This window comes from Hafnia psychrotolerans, assembly GCF_014639435.1.
GTDB classification, from domain to species: domain Bacteria; phylum Pseudomonadota; class Gammaproteobacteria; order Enterobacterales; family Enterobacteriaceae; genus Ewingella; species Ewingella psychrotolerans.
Genome location: NZ_BMFZ01000002.1, coordinates 493,865 through 518,048, shown reverse-complemented (window position 1 = coordinate 518,048; position 24,184 = coordinate 493,865). Strand labels below are relative to the sequence as shown.

The 24,184-nt window shown below is 51.5% G+C and carries 21 protein-coding genes; 10 read left to right on the top strand and 11 right to left on the bottom strand.

Annotated elements, in window-relative coordinates; translation table 11 throughout:
* Positions 1–31: 31 nt before the first annotated feature.
* From gsiB to gsiD, 3 genes are all read left to right on the top strand, one after another.
* Complete coding sequence (gsiB, locus tag IEV89_RS05510; RefSeq protein WP_188471197.1) at positions 32–1,576, top strand: glutathione ABC transporter substrate-binding protein GsiB; 1,545 nt, start codon at positions 32–34, stop codon at positions 1,574–1,576.
* A gap of 142 nt (positions 1,577–1,718) precedes the next feature.
* Positions 1,719–2,639, top strand: coding sequence for a glutathione ABC transporter permease GsiC (gsiC, locus tag IEV89_RS05505; RefSeq protein ID WP_188471195.1), 921 nt, complete (start codon positions 1,719–1,721; stop codon positions 2,637–2,639).
* Between the two features lie 2 nt (positions 2,640–2,641).
* Positions 2,642–3,568: a glutathione ABC transporter permease GsiD gene (gene gsiD, locus IEV89_RS05500; RefSeq protein WP_188471192.1), complete on the top strand. Its 927-nt coding sequence runs from the start codon at positions 2,642–2,644 to the stop codon at positions 3,566–3,568.
* Between the two features lie 674 nt (positions 3,569–4,242).
* On the opposite strand, the gene fghA is transcribed toward gsiD, so the two are convergent.
* The 3 genes from fghA to ptrR all read right to left on the bottom strand — a co-directional run bounded on the left by fghA (position 4,243) and on the right by ptrR (position 7,175).
* Positions 4,243–5,025, bottom strand: a complete 783-nt coding sequence (fghA, locus tag IEV89_RS05495) for an S-formylglutathione hydrolase (RefSeq protein ID WP_229746378.1) — start codon at positions 5,023–5,025, stop codon at positions 4,243–4,245.
* A gap of 81 nt (positions 5,026–5,106) precedes the next feature.
* Complete coding sequence (locus IEV89_RS05490) at positions 5,107–6,231, bottom strand: S-(hydroxymethyl)glutathione dehydrogenase/class III alcohol dehydrogenase (protein WP_188471393.1); 1,125 nt, start codon at positions 6,229–6,231, stop codon at positions 5,107–5,109.
* Between the two features lie 8 nt (positions 6,232–6,239).
* Positions 6,240–7,175, bottom strand: coding sequence for a putrescine utilization regulator PtrR (gene ptrR, locus IEV89_RS05485; protein WP_188471190.1), 936 nt, complete (start codon positions 7,173–7,175; stop codon positions 6,240–6,242).
* 229 nt (positions 7,176–7,404) lie between these two features.
* Between ptrR and IEV89_RS05480 the strand changes: the two genes are divergently transcribed.
* The 7 genes from IEV89_RS05480 to mglC all read left to right on the top strand — a co-directional run bounded on the left by IEV89_RS05480 (position 7,405) and on the right by mglC (position 15,983).
* A complete protein-coding gene (locus IEV89_RS05480) occupies positions 7,405–8,544 on the top strand; it encodes a YbfB/YjiJ family MFS transporter (RefSeq protein ID WP_188471188.1) in 1,140 nt (379 codons plus the stop codon).
* Positions 8,545–8,680: 136 nt separating this feature from the next.
* On the top strand, positions 8,681–9,346 hold the full coding sequence (gene folE / locus IEV89_RS05475) for a GTP cyclohydrolase I FolE (protein ID WP_188471186.1): 666 nt from the start codon (positions 8,681–8,683) through the stop codon (positions 9,344–9,346).
* A 123-nt stretch (positions 9,347–9,469) separates the two neighbouring features.
* Positions 9,470–10,627, top strand: coding sequence for a DUF418 domain-containing protein YeiB (gene yeiB, locus IEV89_RS05470; protein WP_188471184.1), 1,158 nt, complete (start codon positions 9,470–9,472; stop codon positions 10,625–10,627).
* 287 nt (positions 10,628–10,914) lie between these two features.
* Positions 10,915–11,961, top strand: a complete 1,047-nt coding sequence (gene galS / locus IEV89_RS05465; RefSeq protein ID WP_188471182.1) for an HTH-type transcriptional regulator GalS — start codon at positions 10,915–10,917, stop codon at positions 11,959–11,961.
* 250 nt (positions 11,962–12,211) lie between these two features.
* A complete protein-coding gene (mglB, locus tag IEV89_RS05460; RefSeq protein WP_188471180.1) occupies positions 12,212–13,210 on the top strand; it encodes a galactose/glucose ABC transporter substrate-binding protein MglB in 999 nt (332 codons plus the stop codon).
* Between the two features lie 193 nt (positions 13,211–13,403).
* Positions 13,404–14,954 (top strand): galactose/methyl galactoside ABC transporter ATP-binding protein MglA, encoded by a 1,551-nt coding sequence (gene mglA, locus IEV89_RS05455; protein WP_188471178.1) that lies wholly within the window; start codon positions 13,404–13,406, stop codon positions 14,952–14,954.
* An 18-nt stretch (positions 14,955–14,972) separates the two neighbouring features.
* The gene (mglC, locus tag IEV89_RS05450; protein ID WP_188471176.1) at positions 14,973–15,983 is read left to right on the top strand and encodes a galactose/methyl galactoside ABC transporter permease MglC; all 1,011 of its coding nucleotides are present in this window, start codon (positions 14,973–14,975) and stop codon (positions 15,981–15,983) included.
* A 62-nt stretch (positions 15,984–16,045) separates the two neighbouring features.
* On the opposite strand, the gene sanA is transcribed toward mglC, so the two are convergent.
* The 8 genes from sanA to IEV89_RS05410 form a co-directional block, all read right to left on the bottom strand.
* The gene (gene sanA, locus IEV89_RS05445; protein WP_188471174.1) at positions 16,046–16,978 is read right to left on the bottom strand and encodes an outer membrane permeability protein SanA; all 933 of its coding nucleotides are present in this window, start codon (positions 16,976–16,978) and stop codon (positions 16,046–16,048) included.
* Between the two features lie 228 nt (positions 16,979–17,206).
* Positions 17,207–18,904, bottom strand: a complete 1,698-nt coding sequence (locus IEV89_RS05440; protein ID WP_188471172.1) for an NAD-dependent malic enzyme — start codon at positions 18,902–18,904, stop codon at positions 17,207–17,209.
* 244 nt (positions 18,905–19,148) lie between these two features.
* Positions 19,149–20,033, bottom strand: coding sequence for a cytidine deaminase (cdd, locus tag IEV89_RS05435; protein ID WP_188471169.1), 885 nt, complete (start codon positions 20,031–20,033; stop codon positions 19,149–19,151).
* A 214-nt stretch (positions 20,034–20,247) separates the two neighbouring features.
* The gene (gene artM / locus IEV89_RS05430; RefSeq protein ID WP_188471168.1) at positions 20,248–20,916 is read right to left on the bottom strand and encodes an arginine ABC transporter permease ArtM; all 669 of its coding nucleotides are present in this window, start codon (positions 20,914–20,916) and stop codon (positions 20,248–20,250) included.
* Complete coding sequence (artQ, locus tag IEV89_RS05425; protein WP_188471391.1) at positions 20,916–21,632, bottom strand: arginine ABC transporter permease ArtQ; 717 nt, start codon at positions 21,630–21,632, stop codon at positions 20,916–20,918. Before artQ ends, artM begins: the two co-directional genes overlap by 1 nt.
* A gap of 12 nt (positions 21,633–21,644) precedes the next feature.
* Positions 21,645–22,376, bottom strand: a complete 732-nt coding sequence (gene artJ / locus IEV89_RS05420) for an arginine ABC transporter substrate-binding protein (RefSeq protein WP_188471166.1) — start codon at positions 22,374–22,376, stop codon at positions 21,645–21,647.
* A gap of 29 nt (positions 22,377–22,405) precedes the next feature.
* Positions 22,406–23,134, bottom strand: a complete 729-nt coding sequence (gene artP / locus IEV89_RS05415) for an arginine ABC transporter ATP-binding protein ArtP (protein WP_188471389.1) — start codon at positions 23,132–23,134, stop codon at positions 22,406–22,408.
* A gap of 275 nt (positions 23,135–23,409) precedes the next feature.
* On the bottom strand, positions 23,410–23,985 hold the full coding sequence (locus IEV89_RS05410) for a lipoprotein (RefSeq protein ID WP_188471163.1): 576 nt from the start codon (positions 23,983–23,985) through the stop codon (positions 23,410–23,412).
* Positions 23,986–24,184: the final 199 nt, after the last annotated feature.

Genomic DNA, 24,184 nt, shown 5'->3' with positions numbered 1-24,184 from the left:
TAGTTTACTTTGGACAGAACAAGGAATAATCATGACTCAGACTAAGACAGGACTTCGCAACGCTCTCCTCATGGTTGCCATCGCTGGTGGACTGGTTTCCGGTTCTGCATGGGCAGCAAAAGATGTCACCATCGCGGTGGGTTCGAACTTTACCTCGCTTGATCCTTACGATGCCAACGACACGCTGTCGCAGGCGGTGGCGAAGTCTTTCTATCAGGGCTTGTTTGGCTTTGATAAGAACATGAAGCTGACCAATGTACTGGCTGAAAGTTACACGGTTAGCAAAGATGGCCTGGTGTATACCATCAAATTGCATCCAGGCGTGAAGTTCTCGGATGGCACCGATTTTAACGCCGCCGCAGTAAAAGTGAACCTCGATCGTGCCAGCAATCCTGAGAATCATCTCAAGCGCTATAACCTGTTTAAAAACATCGATAAGACTGAGGTGGTTGACGCCAACACGGTGAAAATTACTCTGAAAACGCCATTCTCTGCTTTTATTAACAATTTGGCGCATCCATCGGCGGTGATGATTTCGCCTGCTGCGTTGACCAAATATGGCAAAGAGATTGGCTTCCACCCGGTGGGTACCGGTCCGTATGTGCTTGACCAGTGGAATCAGACGGATTTTGTGAAAGTGAAGAAATTTAATGGTTACTGGAAAAAAGGTGAGCCGAAGCTCGACACTATCACCTTCCGCCCGGTGGTCGACAACAATACCCGTGCAGCCATGCTGCAAACAGGCGAAGCGGATTTTGCCTTCCCGGTACCGTATGAGCAAGCTGGATTGCTGGAGAAAAACAGCAAACTGGATCTGGTGGCTGCGCCATCCATCCTGCATCGTTACATCAGTTTTAACGTGACACAAAAACCCTTTGATAACCTGAAAGTTCGTCAGGCGATTAACTACGCCATTAACAAAGAGGCGCTGATCAAAGTGGCCTTTGCAGGTTACGCCGTCCCGTCTGAAGGCCCATTGCCGCAGGGTATTGAGTACGCCGCGAAATTCAAGCCCTGGCCTTATGACCCAGCCAAAGCAAAACAGCTGCTAAAAGAAGCCGGTTACCCGAACGGTTTCAGTACTACGCTGTGGTCATCGCATAACAGCAGCACTGCACAGAAAGTGATTCAGTTCACTCAGCAGCAATTGGCGCAGGTGGGGATTAAAGTGACCTTGACCGCCATGGATGCTGCGCAGCGTGCCGCTCAGGTAGAAAACGTCGGACAGAAAGAGTCTGGTCTGCGCATGTTTTACACTGGTTGGTCTGCGTCTACCGGTGAAGCCGATTGGGCCTTAACGCCGCTGTTTGCCACTCAGTCAGCGCCACCAAAACAGTTTAATACGGCGTTTTACAGCAACCCGCAGGTTGATAAAGATCTGGCTGATGCGCTGAAAATCACCGACAAAACCGAGAAAGCCAAACTGTATGCAGACGCGCAGAACAGAATCTGGGCCGATGCACCTTGGGCATTTCTGGTGACTGAACGTCTGGTGTCTGCCAACAATAAACGCCTGAGCGGTTTCTACGTGATGCCGGATACGTCATTTAACTTCGATAATGCGGATATCAAGTAGATCCTTTCTGTTAACTGAGTTTCATTTTAGGGTAAGCATGGTGATGGGGTTCCCGCAGGGATACCCCACGCCATGCTCGACCCGTGAATCTCGATCAAGCTGGCGTCTCGGAGGTTTTTTTAATGGATACAGTTAACCGGTCATGCTGAATTACTTTCTCAAACGATTATTGGGTCTGATCCCTACGCTGCTGATTGTGGCGGTACTGGTGTTCCTGTTTGTGCACCTATTGCCGGGCGATCCCGCGCGGTTAATGGCGGGTCAGGATGCTGACCAGAGCGTGATCGAACTGGTGCGTAAAGACCTGGGTCTCGACAAACCACTCTATCAGCAATTTTTCACCTTCTTTTATCACGCCTTGCAGGGCGACTTCGGACATTCGATGGTCTCGAAGCGTCCGGTGATGGATGAAATCAGTTCCCGTTTTCTACCGACCTTGTGGCTGACGCTAACCAGTATGGTGTGGTCGGTGATTTTTGGTCTGGTGATTGGTGTGGTGTCTGCCGTCTGGCGCAACCGCTGGCCGGACCGTCTGGGCATGGCGTTGGCGGTTTCAGGTATCTCTTTCCCAGCTTTTGCACTCGGTATGCTGCTGATGCAGGTTTTCTCGGTAGAGCTGGGTTGGCTACCGACAGTGGGCGCGGACAGCTGGCAACACTATATTTTACCGTCAATTACTCTCGGTGCGGCGGTGGCGGCCATTATGGCACGCTTTACTCGCGCATCGTTTGTTGAAGTCATGCAAGAAGATTACATGCGCACGGCGCGGGCCAAAGGGGTACATGAGTTTCTGGTGGTGGTAAAACACGGACTGCGCAATGCCATGATCCCGGTCGTGACCATGATGGGTCTGCAATTTGGTTTTCTGCTCGGGGGCTCCATTGTGGTGGAGAAAGTCTTCAACTGGCCCGGCCTTGGGCGGCTGCTGATTGATTCTGTCGAAATGCGTGATTACCCGGTGATACAGGCAGAAGTGTTGCTGTTCTCGCTGGAGTTCATCCTGATCAACCTGTTGGTAGACATGCTGTACGCAGTCATCAACCCTTCAATCCGATACAAGTGAGCATGCGCATGAAAAACTGGCGGCGAAATGCCGTACTGGCGTCCATACCGGTAATGACCACGGAATCGGCGAAACAACCGAAGGTGCGCACGCCGTTGAAAGCCTTCTGGCGACGTTTTCGCCAACAGCATATCGCGATGGTGGCGGGTATTTTTGTTCTGCTGATGATTGCTGTGGCAGTGCTGGCTCCGTGGTTGGTGCCCTTTGATGCAGAGAACTACTTTGATTATGACCGTCTCAATCAGGGACCATCGCTGGTGCATTTTCTGGGCGTCGATTCTCTCGGGCGGGATATTTTCAGCCGTATCCTGATGGGCGCGCGGATATCCCTGGCGGCGGGGGTATTGTCCGTGGCGCTGGGCGGTGCAATTGGCACCGTTCTGGGGCTGATGGCGGGTTATTACGAAGGCTGGTGGGACCGCATTATCATGCGTATCTGTGATGTGCTGTTCGCTTTCCCCGGTATTTTGCTGGCGATCGCGGTGGTAGCCGTGATGGGGAGTGGTATGTCAAACGTCATTATTGCGGTGGCGATATTCAGCGTGCCGGCTTTCGCGCGTCTGGTACGTGGCAACACGTTGGTACTGAAACATCAAACCTATATTGAGTCAGCGCGCAGCATCGGTGCGTCGGATGCCACCATTTTGTTCCGCCATATTTTGCCTGGCACGCTGTCAGCCATTGTGGTCTATTTCACCATGCGCATCGGCACCTCTATTATCACCGCCGCCAGCTTGTCCTTCCTGGGTATGGGCGCACAGCCGCCGACACCAGAATGGGGCGCGATGCTCAACGAAGCCCGCGCCGACATGGTGATGGCTCCGCATGTCGCCATCTTCCCAAGTTTGGCGATATTTCTCACCGTGTTAGCGTTTAATCTGTTAGGCGATGGGTTGAGGGATGCGCTTGATCCCAAGCTCAAGGGGTGAGTTTTGGGGGGCGGCCCAAATGCCGCTTTTAAATTCAACTTTAAATTCAAATTCAAATTCAAGGTCGTGGGCTCGCCGCCCACACTGGCCCAAAGGAGGTTTAAACGAACCTCCTTTGGAATCCTGCGTTTTTAAACTGCGCGCTATCGCTGAATCGGGGGGCCGTGTTCCAGTTGCCATAGTGATAGCCGCAAAATGCCGCCGCTTAGGCGGTTCCTTCGCTACGGGTTTCGAGCCATAGGTCTCGAACCACTTGCTCAGCGTCATTTTTGAATGCGGCCCACACATTTTTAAAAACAAACACAGTCTGGATTTTGAATTTAGAAAAGCCTCGGCCGCGTTCAAAACGACGTCGAGGGAGAGGCGCAAAACCGCGTGGTTTTTTACGCGGGTTGAAGCCCGAACTGAGAGTACCGCGCAGCGGCGGAGTTTGCGGCTATAACAGAAATTCCTGAAACACGGCCATTGTGACCAGCGTAGCTGCTGTTTTTAAAAGAGCCGGAGATTCTTAAGAGGCGCGGCGATAGGCGCCTCTTAAGGCCAGTTTGGGCGGCAGCCCAAGGTTTACCGGTGTGGGCGGCGAGCCCACGACCTTGACCTTGAATTTAAAGATTTAACAGCAGGTTTGGACGGCGGCCTAACGTTTACCGGTGTGGGCCGACGCCCACGACCTTTTAACTACGCAACCATTGTGCATGAAACCGCAGATGATCCTCGATAAAGGTCGCGATAGTGAAATAGCTATGGTCATAGCCCGGTTGAGCCCGCAGCTGCAATGGCCAGCCGCGTTGACGCGCCAGTTCAGCCAGTTTTGCGGGTTGCAGTTGGTCCGCAAGAAACTGATCGTTGTCGCCTTGATCTACCATGATCGGAAATGGCTTTTGATCTTTTGGCAGGATGCTAAGCAAATGACAGCTGTCATATTGCAGCCATTGCGTTTCGTCATCGCCCAGATAGGCGCTGAAGGCTTTACGGCCCCAGGGCACCTGGCATGGATTGACGATAGGCGCAAAAGCCGACACCGAGCGGAAACGCTGTGGATTACGCAGTGCCAACATCAGTGCACCGTGGCCGCCCATGGAGTGCCCGCAGATTGACTGCCTATTACTGATGCTAAAATGTCCGGCGATCAGAGCCGGTAACTCGTCAATGACGTAGTCATACATGCGGTAGTGTACGGACCAGGGAGCGCGGGTGGCATTCAGGTAAAAACTGGCACCCTGACCCAGATCATAACCTTCGTCATTGACGACATCATCACCGCGCGGGCTGGTATCTGGCATCACCAGCACCAAACCCAGTTCGGCGGCGATACGCTGCGCTCCAGCCTTCACCGTAAAGTTCTCGTCATTGCAGGTCAGTCCTGACAGCCAATAGAGCACCGGTGGCGGGTTATCATCACGCGGCGGAGGCAGGTAAATACTGAATGTCATGCTGCAATTGAGGCTGGTGGACATGTGGCGGTAACGTTGCTACCAGCCGCCAAACATCCGGTGTTCTTCCAGAAGCTCTATCGAACTACTCATCGCCAGGATCCTTTATTGATTAAAGTGAATAACTGTGCGAATCGATTTCCCTTCATGCATTAAATCAAAGGCTTCATTGATTTGTTCGAGCGGCATGGTGTGGGTGATGAAATCATTGAGCGCGAATTCGCCGTCGAGATAACGCTGCACGATACCCGGTAACTGGGAACGACCTTTGACGCCGCCGAACGCAGAACCCCGCCATACGCGGCCTGTCACCAGTTGGAACGGTCGAGTCGCGATCTCTTCACCGGCACCGGCTACCCCGATGATCACCGATTCGCCCCAGCCTTTATGGCAGCACTCGAGCGCGGAACGCATCACGTTCACGTTACCAATACATTCGAAGGAGAAATCCACGCCGCCGTCGGTCATTTCGACGATCACGTCCTGAATCGGCTTATCAAAATCTTTTGGATTAATAAGATCGGTGGCACCCAGTTTGCGCGCCAGATCGAATTTACTGGTGTTCAGATCGATACCGATGATACGGCCTGCACCGGCCATGACTGCGCCAATAACGGCAGACAGACCAATACCGCCAAGGCCAAAGATCGCGACGGTGTCGCCTTTCTGCACTTTGGCGGTGTTCATTACCGCACCCATGCCGGTTGTCACGCCGCAACCCAGCAAGCATACCTCTTCCAATGGGGCTTCTTTATTAATTTTTGCCAGGGAGATCTCAGGAACGACGGTGTATTCAGAGAAGGTTGAGGTGCCCATGTAGTGGAAAATGGGCTTGCCATCTTTGAAAAAACGCGTGGTGCCGTCGGGCATCAGGCCTTTGCCCTGAGTGGTGCGGATAGCCTGACACAAATTGGTTTTGCCCGACTTACAGAATTTGCACTCACCACATTCCGGGGTGTACAGCGGAATCACGTGGTCGCCTACCGCCACGCTGGTGACGCCTTCACCGACCGCCTCCACCACACCGCCACCTTCGTGGCCGAGAATCGCCGGGAAGACACCTTCCGGATCTTTGCCTGACAGCGTGTAGGCGTCAGTGTGGCACACGCCGGTTGCTACGATACGCACCAGAACTTCGCCTTTCTGTGGCGGCATCAGGTCCACTTCTTCTATAGATAGCGGCTGGTTTGGGCCCCAGGCAACTGCCGCGCGGGTTTTGATCATTTTCATATTCGTGCTCATGGTAGTGCTCCTGAATGCATCACCGGGTGATTTTCACCGGCAATAGGGTGTTTTAGCAACGGCACAACGCCGTCGTTTTGTACGATTATCAATTCTTTCAACGCCCGCACATTGGGGCTGAAGGCATCACGACGCCAGATAAGCCAGGTGGCGGTATCGCCAAACTCATCTGGGATTTCATGGGCCTGCACACGTTCGTGGCCGGGAAGCTGTTCAAGTACGCTGCGCGGCACCATGGCGATGCCCGCGCCACTGGCGACGCAGGCTACCATCGAATGGTAGGACTGAATTTCCATCGTATGGGTGACGTGCAGGCCGGTGTGTTTGATCCAGGCTTGTAAACGCGAGCGGTAAGAGCAGCTATGACGAAAGGCAAATACGGTATGGCCGGGGTGTCCGGGCGGTTTTTCCAGGGGGTGTTCGCCGAGCGGGGAGATCACCACCATTCGCTCGCGAAAGGCAATGCAGCCATTGATGTCATCAAAGTCAATCGGACCATCGACCAGAGCCGCTGCAAGCCGACCTGCGCGTACGCCGTCGATGGTCTCACCGGAGGTCGCGGTGCTCAGCGACAGCGCCACCTGCGGATAGCGTTGATGATAGGCCGCCAGCAAGTTCGGCAGACGGGTTGCAGCCGTGCTCTCCATCGAACCCAACGTAAAGCTTCCGGCCGGTTCACCTGCATGGGTAATGCTCATAGCTTCATCGCTGAGTGCCAGAATACGCTGCGCATAATTGAGGAAGTTATGGCCCATGGCAGAAAGGCGGATGCGCTGTTTTTCACGGATGAACAAATCGGTGCCGAGCTCCAATTCCAACTGACGTAAGCGAGTGGTCAGATTCGACGGCACGCGGTGCATCTGCTCTGCGGCGCGCGCCAGCGAACCGGTTTCGGCCACACTGCAAAACATGCGCAGTTGGGTGAGGTCCATGATCTGCTCTCCGGGTATAGAAAATAAGATGTTCTTTTAAAGGAAAGAACTTGATGATTATTATTCAGTTTTTGTGATTGTAGCTTTGCTGCATCATGACCACAACATTCTTTTAACTCTGTTGCTTGGTTAAAGAAAAATATTCTCTGTTTTCGCAGAGTTACTTTGAGTATGTTCACTCATTGTTTCTTATATGTTGCGTCGCAGTTTCTTGATGGGTGGAGCAGTCATGGCATTTCGTATTGCGTTAAGTGGTTTTCTGGCCTTTGTCGTGGCGATGGGTATCGGGCGGTTTGCCTTCACTCCGCAGGTGCCTTTAATGATAGCTGAACATCAGTTCACCTTGACGGGTGCCGGGCTGGTCGCTGCGGTTAACTATCTCGGCTATCTCTGTGGAGCGTTTGATGCCATGCGTGCCAGCCGGCATCTCGAGCGTCGTCTGTGGCTGGGGGTGTGGGGCGCCGTCGTGCTGACGCTGCTTTCGGCGGCAGTGACCGGCGAAGTTATGCACAGTGTGATCCGTTTTATGATTGGCTGGACCAGCGGCTGGGCTATGGTCATGGTGGCCGCATGGTGTAACGAGCGGCTGATGCATTATGGTCGACCGGCAATGAGTGCCGCCGTGTTCGCCGGGCCGGGCGCGGGGATTTTCCTCAGCGGCATGCTGGCAGTGGGTATTCACAGTATGCACCTCAGCTCAGCAGAGGCGTGGAGCGTTTATGGTGTACTGGCGCTGATTCTTATTGCCTTGATCAGTGTGAATTTGCCGCGCAAGGGTGAATTGCATCGGGCTCACGTCGCCACCGAACCGCTGAAAATGACGCCAGCGCTCAAGCGACTGGTGCTCTGTTACAGTCTGGCGGGATTTGGTTATATTCTGCCTGCGACATTTTTGTCACAGATGGCCAATGCCCGTTTTCCAGACAGCCTGTTTGCGCAGTTTGTCTGGCCGGTATTCGGCGGTGCGGCCGTGGTTGGGATTGTCATCGGTATCCTGACCCGCCATTGCCTGACGACTCATACCCGTCTGGCTTTGACCTTGTGGGCACAGGGCGTGGGGATTCTATGTGCTGAAGTTGTGCCGGGTGTGACCGGTCTGGTGCTTGGCGCGCTGCTGGTCGGCGGTGGTTTTCTCAGTGTAGTGCAACTGGCCCTACAGTATGGTCGCGAGCTGGCACCTAATCACAGCCGTTATCTGGCCGGTTTGCTGACCACCGGTTATGCCATTGGTCAGCTGTGTGGACCGATATTATCTGCGGTTTCTACTTCGCTCACCCATCGTTTGGAACCGGCACTGTATGTCGCGCTGGTGGGCTTTATGATTGCCGGTGCACTGGTGGTGCGCCGTCCGTCCACAAACCTGCAATGATAACTTGCAGCTATTTCACCTATCATGAAACACAATCACTGGATTATGGATCTGCTCTCCACTAAAGTAAGCCACCTCAATTTGACGTGATCCACGTCAAATTGACTACATTTGCGGGACCTGCCGGAGAGAAAATATGTCGACGTTGAGTAAAGAAGCCATTCTGGTACACGAGGCGTTAATGGCCCGTGGCCTGGAGACCCCACTGCGAGAACCTTTGCCTATCGATAATGAAACGCGCAAACAGCGTATTCAGGAGCACATGACAGGCATCATGCAGTTGCTCAATTTGGATCTGACGGATGATAGTTTGACCGAAACGCCACGGCGTATTGCCAAAATGTATGTGGATGAGATCTTCTCCGGTCTGGATTACGCCAATTTCCCGAAAATCACTGTCATCGAAAATAAGATGAAGGTGGATGAAATGGTGACCGTGCGAGACATCACGCTGACCAGTACCTGTGAACATCACTTTGTGACTATCGATGGCAAAGCGACCGTGGCTTACATTCCGAAAGATAAAGTGATTGGCCTGTCGAAAATCAACCGTATCGTGCAATTTTTCTCGCAACGTCCACAGGTGCAGGAGCGTCTGACTCAGCAAATTCTGCTGGCGCTGCAAACTCTACTCGGGACCACCAACGTGGCTGTTTCGATTGACGCCGTGCACTATTGCGTCAAAGCTCGCGGTATACGCGATGCCACCAGCGCGACGACGACGACGTCGCTCGGCGGCCTGTTTAAGTCCAGCCAGAACACGCGTCAGGAGTTTTTACGCACCGTTCGCCATCATTCGTAACTGAAGTTGCAGCAGCGTTGGCTGCTGCGTCCTCGCTGCCGTGCCATTCACTTGAGATGTCGTCTTCCTCATTTTTCATTTACTCTTAGAAATTCTCCTTAATTCCAGAAAGGAACGTCAGGAATGCGCCCACGTATTGCCACACTAGACTTTGCCCGTGGCATAGCCATCTTCGGCATTTTGCTGCTCAATATTAGCGCGTTTGGTTTGCCTAAAGCGGCCTATTTGAACCCGGCATTTTCCGGTCAGCCTTCGCACAGCGACGCCTGGACCTGGGCGATCCTTGACGCGCTGGCGCAGGGCAAATTCCTGATGATGTTTGCTATGCTATTTGGTGGCGGTCTTTATCTGTTGTTGCCGCGTGGTAAACACTGGATCCAGTCGCGTTTATCGCTGCTGGTGCTTTGCGGCCTGCTGCACGCTACCTTTTTCTGGGATGGCGATATTCTGCTTTCCTATGGACTGATCGGATTGGTGTGCTGGCGGATGGTCAGAGAGGGCCGCAGCAGCCAGTCGCTGATCAGCACCGGCATCCTGTTGTATGCGATTGGCGTGGCAATTTTACTGATGCTGGGGTTTATCTCGACCCACACGCCTGGCAGTTTCTGGTCGCCCGGCCCGGCGGATCTGCAATATGAGCAGTACTGGAAACTAAAAGGCGGTCTGGAAGCTATCCGCAACCGCCTTGATTTGCTCTCATCCAGCCTGATGGCTATCGCCGTGCAGTACGGCTGGGAACTGGCCGGTGCGATGTTGTTAGGCGCAGGGTTGATGCGCAGTGGTTGGTTACGCGGAGGGTACAGTTTGCGCCATTACCGTTATCTTGCCGCGCTACTGTTACCGCTTTCATTGTTGATCCAACTGCCGGCGATTTATCTGCAATGGCATCTCGGCTGGGCCTACCGCTGGAGTGGTTTTTTGCTGCAAGCACCGCGTGAAATCGGGGGGATGATGCAGGCTGTGGGCTATCTGGCACTCTGTTACGGTTTCTGGCCACATCTTTCCCGGCTGCGAATGGCACACTGGATTTCCCAGGTTGGACGCATGGCGCTTACCAACTACCTATTACAGACCCTGATCTGCACGCTTTTCTTCAATATACTCGGCTTCTACCAGCACTTTGATCGCCTGCAATTACTGGCGCTGGTTCCCCTGGTTTGGGTCATCAACCTGGCGGTGACGCTGGCGTGGTTGCGCTATTTCCCGCAAGGGCCGGTTGAATGGCTGTGGCGTAAACTGACCATCAAGGCATCGGGTATAGCGCTAAAAGAGCAGGATTGATATTCACCATAATGATGAATTTGAGAGAAAGGTTGCAGAATTGTATGTAAACGTTTTCTTTCCTGTGACGAGATTCACGCAGGTGTTTTCGCAAAGCGTTTAGGATAGCAGTCGTGCAGAGTTAGCCGATCGTTACACTAAAACAGGAAACACCATGATCACTGTACTGCGACCTTTCTTGAAGTCCTTTATCACCACCTGGGCGTTATCCCTCAGTTTTCCTCCCTATTCATTTCGGGCCAGTTCGGCTTGCGTAACGCCTGTGGCATCAGAACACGGAGCGACCTATGGTCACCATTCGTGATGTGGCAAAGCTGGCCGGTGTCTCGGTTGCCACGGTTTCACGGGTTCTGAATAACCCCGCTATCGCGAGTAAAGAGGCTCGCGAACAGGTGTTGCAGGCGGTCACTGTGCTTGACTACCGACCCAATGCCAACGCGCAGGCTCTGGCGACACAAAGCAGCGACACCATTGGTGTGGTCGTCATGGACGTTTCGGATCCTTTTTTTGGTGCACTGGTGAAAGCGGTCGATATGGTTGCCCAGCGCCATCAGAAATATGTACTGATCGGCAACAGTTATCATGAGGCGGAGAAAGAACGCCACGCGATAGAAGTCCTGATTCGTCAACGCTGTAACGCACTGATTGTGCATGCTAAAGCCCTGGGTGACGACGAACTTTCCCGCTTTCTTGATCAGGTGCCGGGGATGGTGCTGGTTAACCGTGTGATTGCGGGTTATGAGCATCGCTGCGTCTCTCTTAATAACGTGGTGGGCGCGGAAATAGCCACACGTTTGTTGCTGTCACAGGGGCATCAGCGTATCGGTTACATCGGTTCTAACCACGGAATTGAAGACGAATTACAACGTCATCAGGGATATCTGGCGGCAATGATGGCGGACACGTCAGAGACAATGACGCAGGCACGTCAGTTACCGCCAGATAGCTGGTATGCGCAGGGGTCACCGGATTTGCAGGGCGGGGAAGCCGCGATGGTTGAGTTATTGGGCCGTAATCTCCATTTGAGTGCGGTTTTCGCTTACAACGATGCTATGGCCGCAGGCGCGCTGGCAGTACTGAAAGAAAACGGTATCAACGTCCCGCAGGATTTTTCACTGGTTGGCTTCGACGATATCCCGATTGCGCGCTACACCAGCCCAAAATTGACAACGGTTCGCTATCCAATTGTTTCGATGGCGACATTAGCGACTGAATTGGCCCTGAAGGGAGCATCAAACCCGCTGGTGGAGGGGATTTCGCATTGCTTCATGCCTACGTTGGTCAGGCGTCATTCTGTCGCACCTTGGCAAAATGTGGCTCCGGTCACTTATTGATTAAATAACCTTGTGTAACCGTTTTCAATCTGTGAGAAATTTCACAGTTTATTAACATTGGCACCATTATGATTCATGCGTTTTCACATGTCTCAGTTTTAGTTCGACCTATCGGACAGATTTCACAGCGAGCAGGAAGTCAGACGTCAGGGAAGGCAGGCACCGCAGGATGGCTGAAACGCGGGCGCACTGCTTCAGCATGGATTGCCGGTGCCAAACTCTGTAACACCCTACATAACCGGAGATACAAATGAATAAGAAGGTCTTCACCCTGGCGACTCTGGCTGCATGCATGATGTTTGGCGCTACCGCCCATGCTGCTGATACCAAAATCGGCGTAACTGTTTACAAATATGATGACAACTTCATGTCTGTCGTTCGCAAAGCCATCGAGAAAGATGCGAAAGCCTCTCCTGGTGTACAGTTGCTGATGAATGACTCACAAAACAGCCAGTCCACGCAAAATGACCAGATTGACGTGATGTTGGCGAAGGGCGTCAAGGCTCTGGCGATCAACCTGGTTGACCCGGCTGCCGCTCCCGTCATTATTGAGAAAGCCCGCAGTGCGGGTGTCCCAGTTGTTTTTTATAACAAAGAACCCTCCCGTAAAGCGCTGGATAGTTATGACAAAGCTTATTACGTCGGTACAGATTCTAAAGAATCGGGTGTGATCCAAGGTGAGCTGATTGCTAAACACTGGAAAGCCGATCCTGCCTGGGATTTGAACAAAGACGGCGTGATTCAGTACGTGCTGATTAAAGGCGAACCGGGCCATCCGGATGCAGAAGCCCGAACTAAGTATGTAATCAGTACCTTAAATGATAAAGAAGGCATCAAAACTCAGCAGCTGCAACTTGATACAGCCATGTGGGATACCGCACAGGCGAAAGACAAGATGGATGCGTGGTTGTCTGGACCCAACGCCAACAAAATTGAAGTGGTTATCGCTAACAACGATGCAATGGCCATGGGCGCAGTAGAAGCACTGAAATCTCACAACAAATCTAGCATCCCGGTATTTGGTGTTGATGCGTTGCCAGAAGCGCTGGCGATGGTGAAATCTGGTGCAATGGCCGGTACCGTACTTAACGATGCTGACAATCAGGCTAAAGCCACGTTTGATCTGGCGAAAAATCTGGCTGAAGGCAAACCAGCAGCAGAAGGCACTAATTGGAAGATCGAAAATAAAGTCGTTCGAATCGCTTACGTGCCGGTGGATAAATCCAACTTATCTGACTTTGTTAAATAATTCAGACAGTATTGGCAGAAAAGAAAATAGCTAAATATATAGCTATGCAGTGGCAGTCATAATCAACACGACGTTAATACCTGTATGGCAGGAAGTGATGTCAATATACCGCCGGTCTATTAATGACCGGCGGTATTCATGGCATCAGGTATTAATATAATCGGATTCTCCCCGTATTTAGCCAGGTATAATTATGGCCGATATTCCTAAGCCTGACATCAAGCAGTCTGACACGGTGGCAGCAGAGCCACGTGCATTTTTGCTGGAAATGAGCGGTATTAATAAATCATTTCCTGGCGTCAAGGCACTTGATAATGTGAATTTAAAGGTTCGCCCACACTCAATTCATGCCTTGATGGGCGAGAACGGAGCGGGTAAATCTACACTATTAAAGTGTTTGTTTGGTATTTACAGCAAAGATTCCGGCACCATTCTTTTTCAGGGGCAGGAAATTAATTTCAAAAGTTCGAAAGAAGCGCTTGAACATGGTGTATCGATGGTCCATCAGGAGTTAAACCTGGTGTTGCAGCGTACTGTCATGGACAACATGTGGCTCGGGCGTTATCCGACCAAAAGCTTCTTCGTCGATCAGGACAAGATGTATCGTGATACCAAGGCTATTTTCGACGAACTGGATATTGATATTGATCCACGAGAGAAAGTCGGCAAGTTGTCCGTTTCACAGATGCAAATGATCGAAATAGCGAAGGCCTTCTCCTATAATGCGAAAATCGTGATTATGGATGAGCCGACGTCATCGTTGACCGAAAAAGAAGTCAATCATCTCTTCACGATTATTCGCAAGCTGAAAGACCGTGGCTGTGGCATTGTCTATATTTCACACAAGATGGAAGAGATTTTTCAGTTGTGTGATGAGATCACGATTCTGCGCGACGGTCAGTGGATTACTTCCCAGACGCTGGAAGGCCTCGACATGGATAAAATCATTTCCATGATGGTCGGCCGTTCCCTTAGCCAGCGTTTTCCGGATCGCCAGAATGTACCGGGAGAGGTCATTCTTGAAGTCCGTAATCTGACGTCGCTGCGTCAACCTTCCATTCGTGATATCTCCTTTGACTTGCATAAAGGTGAGATCCTTGGCATTGCCGGGTTGATGGGGGCTAAGCGTACTGACATCGTGGAAACGCTGTTTGGTATTCGTGAGAAGGCTGCCGGCACGATCAAACTGCATGGCAAGACGATTAAAAATCACAGCGCTAATGAAGCCATTAATCACGGCTTTGCATTAGTGACCGAAGAGCGCCGTTCGACGGGTATTTATGCGTATTTGGACGTCGGTTTTAACTCGCTGATTTCAAATATTCGTAACTATAAAAATAAAATCGGGCTGCTTGATGCTGGCCGTATGAAAAGCGATACCCAATGGGTCATCGATGCCATGCGGGTGAAAACGCCGGGACAAAGAACCAGTATTGGTTCGCTCTCTGGCGGTAATCAGCAAAAGGTCATTATTGGCCGTTGGTTATTAACTCAGCCAGAAATATTAATGCTGGATGAACCTACGCGCGGTATTGACGTGGGCGCGAAGTTCGAAATATATCAGTTAATCACAGAGTTGGCGAAAAAAGATAAAGGGATCATTATTATCTCTTCTGAAATGCCAGAGCTCCTGGGAATAACGGACAGAATATTGGTTATGAGCAATGGACAGGTTGCGGGGATTGTTGATACAAAAACGACTTCGCAGAATGAAATTCTACGCCTTGCATCCTTGCATCTCTAATTTTTAAGGGTTCTTATTATGAAAGCATTAAATAAGAAAAGTTTGCTCACTTATTTAAAAGAGGGCGGGATTTATGTGGTTCTGCTGGTATTGCTGGCCATTATTATTATCCAGGATCCCACTTTCCTCAGTTTGGTCAACTTAGGTAACATTCTTACCCAATCCTCAGTGCGTGTCATTATTGCACTTGGTGTGGCGGGGCTCATCGTGACCCAAGGTACTGACCTGTCAGCCGGACGTCAGGTCGGGCTGGCGGCGGTGGTGGCGGCGACCATGTTGCAAGCCATGGATAACGTTAATAAGGTGTTCCCACATCTCGAAGTGGTGCCTATTCCGCTGGTTATCCTGACCGTGTGTATTATTGGCGCACTGATTGGTTTGGTGAACGGCATTATTATTGCCTATCTAAACGTTACGCCATTTATTACGACGTTAGGTACCATGATCATCGTTTACGGCATTAACTCGCTGTATTACGACTATGTGGGTTCATCACCGGTTGCGGGTTTTGATCCAGGTTTCTCGAATTTTGCCCAAGGGTTTATTCAAATGGGCGGCCTGAAGATCTCTTATATTACCTTCTATGCGGTGTTGGCTATCGGCTTTGTCTGGGTACTGTGGAACAAAACCCGCTTTGGTAAAAACATTTTCGCCATCGGTGGTAACCCGGAAGCGGCAAAAGTCTCCGGTGTTAACGTGCCGTTAAACTTGATCATGATTTATGCTTTGTCAGGTGTTTTCTACGCTTTCGGCGGTTTGCTGGAAGCCGGGCGTATCGGCAGTGCCACGAACAACCTTGGCTTTATGTATGAGCTTGATGCTATCGCTGCCTGTGTGGTCGGTGGCGTATCGTTCGCCGGCGGTGTTGGCTCAGTGGCGGGTGTGGTGACCGGGGTGCTCATATTTACTGTGATCAACTATGGTTTGACTTATATCGGCGTGAACCCTTACTGGCAGTACATCATCAAGGGTTCGATCATCATCTTCGCCGTAGCACTGGATTCACTGAAGTACGCTAAGAAGAAATAACATTTGATAGAAACACCTGAGTCAATAAAAGGGCGCTGAGGCGCCCTTTTTGCTGCATTAATTCAGCGACTGACCGGCCGTGATTGCGAGAATGGGTCTCTGCCGGGAACGACAGAAGCGGGTGGCGGCGTTGCGAGATCGGTGTCTTCTTGCTGGGTATCAGTGGCTTCCTGCTCGGCTTTGATTTTGGCTGCTTCATCCGCTGCAGCTTGGTCAGTTGCCGCCTTTTCGGCGGCGGCTTTCAACTGCGCGGCTTTAACCTCGGCCGCTTTTTTCTCATCGGCAAGACGTTGTTGTAATACGAGCAGTTGATCCGGTGTTACCGCTGGATAGCCCTGGGCGTCATCGGGAATATGGTGTATAGCCGGGATAGGGATCAGCGGGCCGAGGAAGCGTGGTTCACGCTTAAGAATATAGAGGTCCGTAAGGGCACCAAGGCGGGCAAATATTTCGCGTACCCGCACGGTGAGGATGTCTTTGGGTGAAGGCACGGCAAAACACTGTGCCTGAATGCCCATATGAAGTGCGATATACAGTGCGCGCTCGCAGTGAAACCTCTGGGTAATGACGATAAAATCGTTGGTATCGAATACTTTGCGGGTGCGCACGATGGAATCCAATGTGCGGAACCCGGCGTAGTCGAGCACAATATCGCTGGCAGGAATGCCTGCGGCTATCAGGTCACGCCGCATAGTCATCGGTTCGTTGTAACTTTGCTGGGCGTTATCCCCACTGAGCAGCAGGTATTTTACCTTGCCACTATTATAAGCATTGATCGCGCCCTGAATACGATAATGGTAATACTGATTGGGCACGCCGGCGCGGTAATATTTTGCCGTACCCAGCACCACACCCACCTGACGGCGGGGCAGTTGCTGGACTTCATCATAAATATAATCTTTGGTTTTCCAACTGATCCACCGATCAAGCCCAATAGCGACAACCAGCATCAATACTACGATGCTGATGAAGCCTACTATGAGCCTTTTAAACATGGTTACGTCCTGTGTGGAGTCAAATGCTGGAAATCAGGGTTTCAAGGCTACTTGACCTGTGCAAGCCATGCAATAAGCACAAAGCCTGATCTCGGGGCTTCGCGGACTTTTTGGGCAATTTTCAGTGAATGACTCGGTATATTGGAAATAGCGCTGCATTTATTACAAAAAAAGCCAATATCCGAGGATATTGGCTTTGGTCTATTGACGCGATAACGCGTTTGGCATTTAGAACGAGGTCCGTTTGTAATCGCGGTACTGCGGTGCCCAGAAGTTGTGCTCGATCGCTTTTGACAGCGCATCTTCAGACGTCACCATTGCCACACCTTGTAACTGCGCAGCTCGACCGACTTCCATCGCGATGCATTTTGATACGCCCTGAATGTCATCTACGTCTGGCAACAGTGAGCCTACGCCGTCGGTTGCCAGCGGTGAACAGTCGGCCAGCGCACGGCTGGCGGCCATCAGCATGCCGTCGGTAACGCGGGTTGCACCCGATGCCACAACCGCAAGGCCAATGCCGGGGAAGATATAGGAGTTGTTGCACTGCGCAATAGGGTAGACCTGACCTTTATGATGCACTGGCGCGAACGGGCTGCCGGTGGCTACCAGTGCAGCACCGTCGGTCCAGTTGATGATATCTGCGGGTTGCGCTTCAACGCGTGACGTGGGGTTACTTAGCGGCATCACTATCGGGCGTGCGCAGTGTTTGTGCATCTCGCGGATCAACTCTTCGGTGAACAACCCAGGCTGGCCTGATACGCCAATAAGCACGGTCGGTTTAGCATGGCGAACCACATCGAGCAGGGAGATGCTGTCATTATTCAACCCCCATACATTAAGGTCGGCACTTTTTTGCGTCAGCTTGCTCTGGAAATCGAGCAGGTTAGGGAGCTTGTCGGTTAGCAGGCCGAATCTGTCCACCATGAAGACTTGTGCGCGAGCTTCTTCCTCACTCAAACCCTCGGATTTCATCTGCGCAATAATTTGCTCGGCAATACCACAACCGGCAGAACCCGCACCGAGGAAGGTGACCGTTTGATCACGCAGGCGGCTGCCTGCGGCTTTACAGGCGGCAATCAGGCTACCCAGCGTGACGGATGCAGTACCCTGAATGTCGTCATTAAAGCAGCACAGTTCATCGCGGTAGCGTGTTAACAGCGGCATGGCGTTTTTCTGTGCGAAGTCTTCGAACTGCAACAAAACGTTCGGCCAGCGTACTTTAACGGCTTCGATGAACTGGTCAACGAAAGCGTAATACTCGTCGCCGGTAATGCGTGGATGACGCCAGCCCATGTAGAGCGGATCATTGAGTAACTGCGGATTATTGGTTCCCGCGTCCAGCACGACGGGCAGTGTGTAAGCGGGGCTGATGCCACCACAGGCCGTGTAGAGCGACAGCTTACCAATCGGAATACCCATTCCACCGATGCCCTGATCGCCAAGGCCCAGAATGCGCTCACCGTCGGTGACGACCACCACTTTTACGTGTTGTTTGGTTGCGTTCTGCAACATATCGTCGATGTGTGCGCGGTTTGGATAAGAGATAAATAGTCCGCGTGCCCGGCGATAGATATCAGAGAAATGCTCGCAGGCCTCGCCCACGGTCGGGGTATAAATCACCGGCATCATTTCGCTGAGATGGGAGTCAATCAGGCGATAAAACAGGGTTTCGTTAGTATCCTGAATATTACGCAGATAGATGTGTTTATCGATATCGGTTTTGAAATCCCGAAATTGACGGTAGGCGCGTTCTTCTTGTTCTTCTATGGTTTCAACGGCTTCCGGCAAGAGTCCATGCAAATTGAAATTGCTACGCTCTTCCTCAGTGAAGGCACTGCCTTTATTGAGTAAAGGGAATTCCAGCAGAATCGGGCCGGCATGCGGGATATACAGCGGGCGTTTACTCTCGTATTCAAGTTCCATTGATTTTACTCTTCAGGCTCTCGGAGCGGTGACTGATTTATTAGTATTCACTATGTTAGGAAGCAGATCCTAAGAGATTAAGTAAATATGTACAGTATTTGTTATCAGGCTATGAAAAAAAGCAGGGAATTTGTGATTTATATCCGATTTCGGCAGGGAAGAGTAACAATGGCAAGGGAGGATTTCAAATCATGGTGTATTGACGGACAGCTGAAAAGCGCCCGTCAATATGTTTACCAAGAAGTTACAAAGTCAGCGCGGTAAGCTCAGTGCATCCAATTGCCGCTAGCGTAGAACGGGTGGCATCGCGTTGACTGACCAGCGGTTGTGAACGTTCAATCAGCACCGCACGGCGCACGTTGAGATAGTCTTCACCGGCAAGATTCAGCAGGATCAGCGCGCCCTGTAATGGCGGCAGGCTCGGATTGAAGGCGGCGTTTTCTGCATAGCGTCCGGCGAAAATTTTTCCACTATGCGTTTCCAGAGCAATGCCGCTATGTGACTGGCTATAAGGCGCATGACTCTGGTTACAGGCCTGCAGTGCCTGCTTGCTCAGGGCATCCGTTTCATCGAGGGTGTAGCCGTGATCGAACTTATCCATCAGCAGTGTGGCGATATCCAGATCTCTTGGACCGAATGAGTAGGGCAGGTAGTCGCCCAGCGTTGCAACGTCGCGGCCTGGTAGATGAATGTTCAGTGCAGTACCGCTGTTGAGTTCATTCATAAACTGACGACAATGGCCGCACGGCGTGTAGTTCACGGTGATCGATGCCAGTTTAGCTTCACCGCGTAACCAAGCATGAGTCACGGCGGATTGCTCGGCATGCACGGTTTGCTGCATGGAGGCACCGCTGAATTCCATATTGGCACCAAAGTAAACATCACCGGAAACACCACGGGCGACTGCGCCGACGTGGAAATGCGAAATCGGTGTGATGGAACAGGCAGCGGCGAGCGGCAGAAGCGCAAAAGCCAGTGCATCATCATCCAGACCCGTTTGCGCGCATACGTCCGCAACCTGCGCTGCGGTCAGCATGGCCGGGAAATCGTCATGGCTGAGCAAGGGTTCGAGTGCGGTCTGAAGCGCGGCAGGCAGTAAGGCGAATGCCTCAATAAAACGGGAATGCATGAGGTATGATCCTTCAGGTTTTACGGGGGATTATTTTATGAGCCTTTTATGCTTTTTTGTGTGATGAAGATCTCTATTATTATGAAATTTTAGTTATCACGTTGCAAGGTTGCGAGATGTATCGCAAGTTTTCCTTATAAACCGGCATCTTGTGAACATAAAAATGGCGACTCATCGGTCGCCATTTCAGCTTTGCTTATTTTATCTCGCCAGGCTAATTGCGTCGCTCAAAAGCCAAAGCTCGTCGTTCAATCAGCCGCATCATTAGCGTCAGTAGGCCATTTACGCAAAGATAAATCACGCCCGCTGCGCCAAACACCATCACATCGTAGGTCCGGCCATACATCAACTGGCTTTGGCCCATCACATCCATCAGGGTAATGGTGTAGGCCAGTGAGGTACTTTTAAACACCAGCACCACTTCGTTGGAGTAGGACGACAGTGCGCGCTTGAAGGCAAACGGCAGCAGAATGCGCAAAGATTGTGCTTTCGACATACCCAGGGCTTCACACGACTGCCACTGCCCCGATGGGATGGCACGCATCGCACCGGCAAAGAGCTGAGTGGTGTACGCCGCACTGTTGAGTGCTAACGCAAACATCGCACACAGCCACGGCTGCGAAAGCATCTCCCATAACCAGGGGATCTCACGAATGGAAGGAAATTGCCCTGGACCATAGTAAATGAGGAAGATTTGCACCAGCAGCGGTGTACCCGTAAACAGCGTGATGTAACCCTTCACTATTTGGCTCAGCACCGGCACTTTCAGCGTCAGTATTACGGTGAAAATCAGGGCTAACAACAGTGCGACAATCAGTGCCGCCACGGTCAGGGTAAGGCTGGTATGCAGTCCTTTCACGACTTCAGGTAAGTAATCCCACATCAGGAAGCGCTCCGTTCAAAGCGGGTGGTACGGAGTTCGATGCGTTTGATAACAAACTGGCTGAATAGGGTAACAACCAGATAAATTCCGCCGGCTATCATGTACCAGGTAAAGGGTTCCTGAGTCCGGGTAGCGATACTTTTGGTTTGCAACATCAGATCATTCACGCTGATAAGTGATACAAGCGCGGTGTCCTTGAGCAGTACCAGCCACTGATTGCTCAGTCCCGGTAAAGCGTGGCGCCACATTTGCGGCAAGATCAGGCGAAAGAAAATCGACGCTTTTTTCATGCCCAAGACCTGACCTGATTCCCACTGTCCTTGTGGCACGGCTTTGAGTGCACCGCGCAGCGTCTGTGATGCGTAGGCGGAATAAAGCAGTGACAGCGCGATGACACCGCACACGAACGGGCTGACTTCGAAGTTATCGACCGGTAGTTTTACCGGCAGTTGGAACAGACCAAAATTGATGTTAAACCCATCGGCCAGCACAACCAGCAGCTGTGAGGAGCCAAAATAAATAAACAGCACTACCAGTATTTCTGGCAAGCCGCGCAGGACAGTGACCCACGCGGTGCCGAGCCAACTGACAGGCTTCCACGGCGCTGATTCCCAGACGGCAAAAAACATCGCCAGAAACAGACCAAGGATCAGTGCACACAGGGCAAGGCCGACGGTCATCCCGGCGGCGCTGGCTAAAGGTTGGAATTCATTCATTGATTGCAAAACTTATTGCTGGAACCATTTTGAATAAAGAGTCTGGTAAGTGCCGTCTTGCTTCACTTTCGCCAGGGCTGCATTCATTTTAGTCAATAATTCAGTATTGTTTTGGCGAACAGCAATACCGAGGCCGGTTCCAAAGTAGGTTTTGTCGGTGATTTTGTCGCCAACAGCAGCGAGGTTAGGGTTCTGCTTGAGCCACTCGTTAACCACCGCGGTGTCACCGAAGACGGCATCAAGACGGCCATTTTTCAGATCCAGCACAGCATTCTGATAGCTGTCATAAGATACGGCGGTGATTTCTGGGTGTTTTTCCATCAGGAATTTCTGGTGGGTAGACCCGTTCTGCATACCAACACGCTTGCCTTTCAGGGCTGCGAGGTCAGCAAACTTACCTTTCTCAGCGATGAAAATCGCGGAGTTATCATAGTAAGCATCAGTGAAGGCCACTTGTTTCTGGCGATCGGCGGTGATATCCATGCCGGAAATGACCGCGTCAAAACGACGGAATTTAAGGCTTGGGATCAGACTGTCAAAAGCCTGATTGGTAAAGGTACAGTCTGCCTGCATCTGTTTGCACATAGCGTTAGCCAGATCGACATCAAACCCCTGAATCTTATTACTGGAATCCACAAATTCGAACGGAGGATAAGAGGCTTCCATCGCGAAACGGATAGTTTCAGCCGCGCTGGCGGATAAACTGACACTTGCCAGAACAGCAGCAATTAATAATTTTTTCATCGCAAACTCCGTAGTAACCATCAATGAGATCAATGTGACAGATAGCTGGCAAACTCTTTGGTTTGCGGCTGAGTAAAGCAGGAGGCATCGCCTTGTTCAACAATGCGGCCATTTTCCATGTACACCACTCGGCTGGCGGTTTTACGTGCCACTTCGACTTCGTGGGTCACGATAACTTGAGTGATGCCTGTGCCGGCCAATTCGCGAATAATACTGACGATTTGAGCGGTGATTTCCGGATCTAACGCTGCCGTCGGTTCATCGAACAACAACACCTGCGGTTCCATCATCAGCGCACGGGCAATCGCCACGCGCTGCTGCTGACCGCCGGAAAGATGTAGCGGGAAGCGGCTGGCATAATCAGTCAGACGCAGACGGGCCAGGAGTTTATCCGCACGTTTCATGGCGACATCTTTACTCAACCCCAGAACGCGGCAGGGCGCTTCAAGTAGGTTGTCGAGCACGGTGCGGTGCGGCCATAAATTGTATTGCTGAAACACCATGCCGACGTTTTGCCGCAGTTCACGCACGGCTTTCTCGTCTGGTTTTTGAGTGAAATCGAATAGGTTCCCTGCTATCTGCAAAGTGCCTGAGCGTGGTACTTCCAGCAGGTTTAAAACCCGCAGAAGAGAACTTTTTCCCGCACCGCTTGGCCCGAGCAACACGAGTGTTTCTCCGGCAGGGCAGTCGAGCTGAATGTCAAACAGCGCTTGGTGCGCGCCATAGAAGCAGTTGATGCTATTAAGTTGAATACTCATGCGCAAATAGTGAATAGCCATTGATGCCGCAGATGGTAACTTCCGTAGCATAGTTATGCAACGATCGCGGCTTAAAAAATATCTCTAGCCGCAGGAAGGCTAAAGTGTAGCACAACATATTGTTGCCCTACGGTGAATGCCCATCATGAATCAAGTTGCCTATGCGTTAACGGTAGGTGTTTCCCCGACTCACTGACTCATGCCAGTTCATCGGGATTAGTTCGTTTGCCGCCTTCTGCACATCGACTTATTTTGGGCTTATCGGAAGGATGCTATTACTGTTTTTCCAGGACCTGACGCAGCGAACCGCTGGAGACGAAATCGAGGTTAGCCATATAGCGTACGTCATCGATGCCCCAGCAATGGCCTTCACGCACCATCAGTACTTCATCTTTCCAGGTCGACTTCGCGCCGTTGTCTTTCTGGTGCGACATCGTTACGCGTAGCGGGATGTTGCGGGCATCGGTATTGGGAATAGTAGACGCGCTGTTTACTGTCGCGGAGGTCGGGCCATCAAATAGGCTTGAAAACATGTCGCCACCGCTGGCACCGGGTTTTTCATTCGGTGTCGCGGCGATGTCTACTTTGCGTTCTGACTGTGTTTTAAGCAGTGCATTATACAAACCGGTACTGAGGTAGGGGCGATATTCGGCCAGTTGGCTGCTGTTAGGTAGACCGCCGCCACCTTGATGAATACGCAGGTCATAAAACTTTTGTGCCACGGTGTCTGGACCACCATCAACGCATGGCGCGGTACGCGTGCCAATATCCTTAAACACGGGATCAACCGTGGTACAGGCGCTAAGTGTCAGCACCAAGGGGAACGCGGCGGCAAGTGTTTTATATTTCATCATATTCCTTACTGAAAGATTGATGTTTTCACCATGATTTTCTTTATCATACAGTATAAAACCGATTTTAATTGTTGCATGGTGCGCACTGAAATCTGTCTGGTGGGCATGGCGTACATTGACCGGCAGCATTTATCTGTCAGACGGAGTCATTCGGACGAAAATTAATAAGGAATACTTATGCAAACTATCACTATCG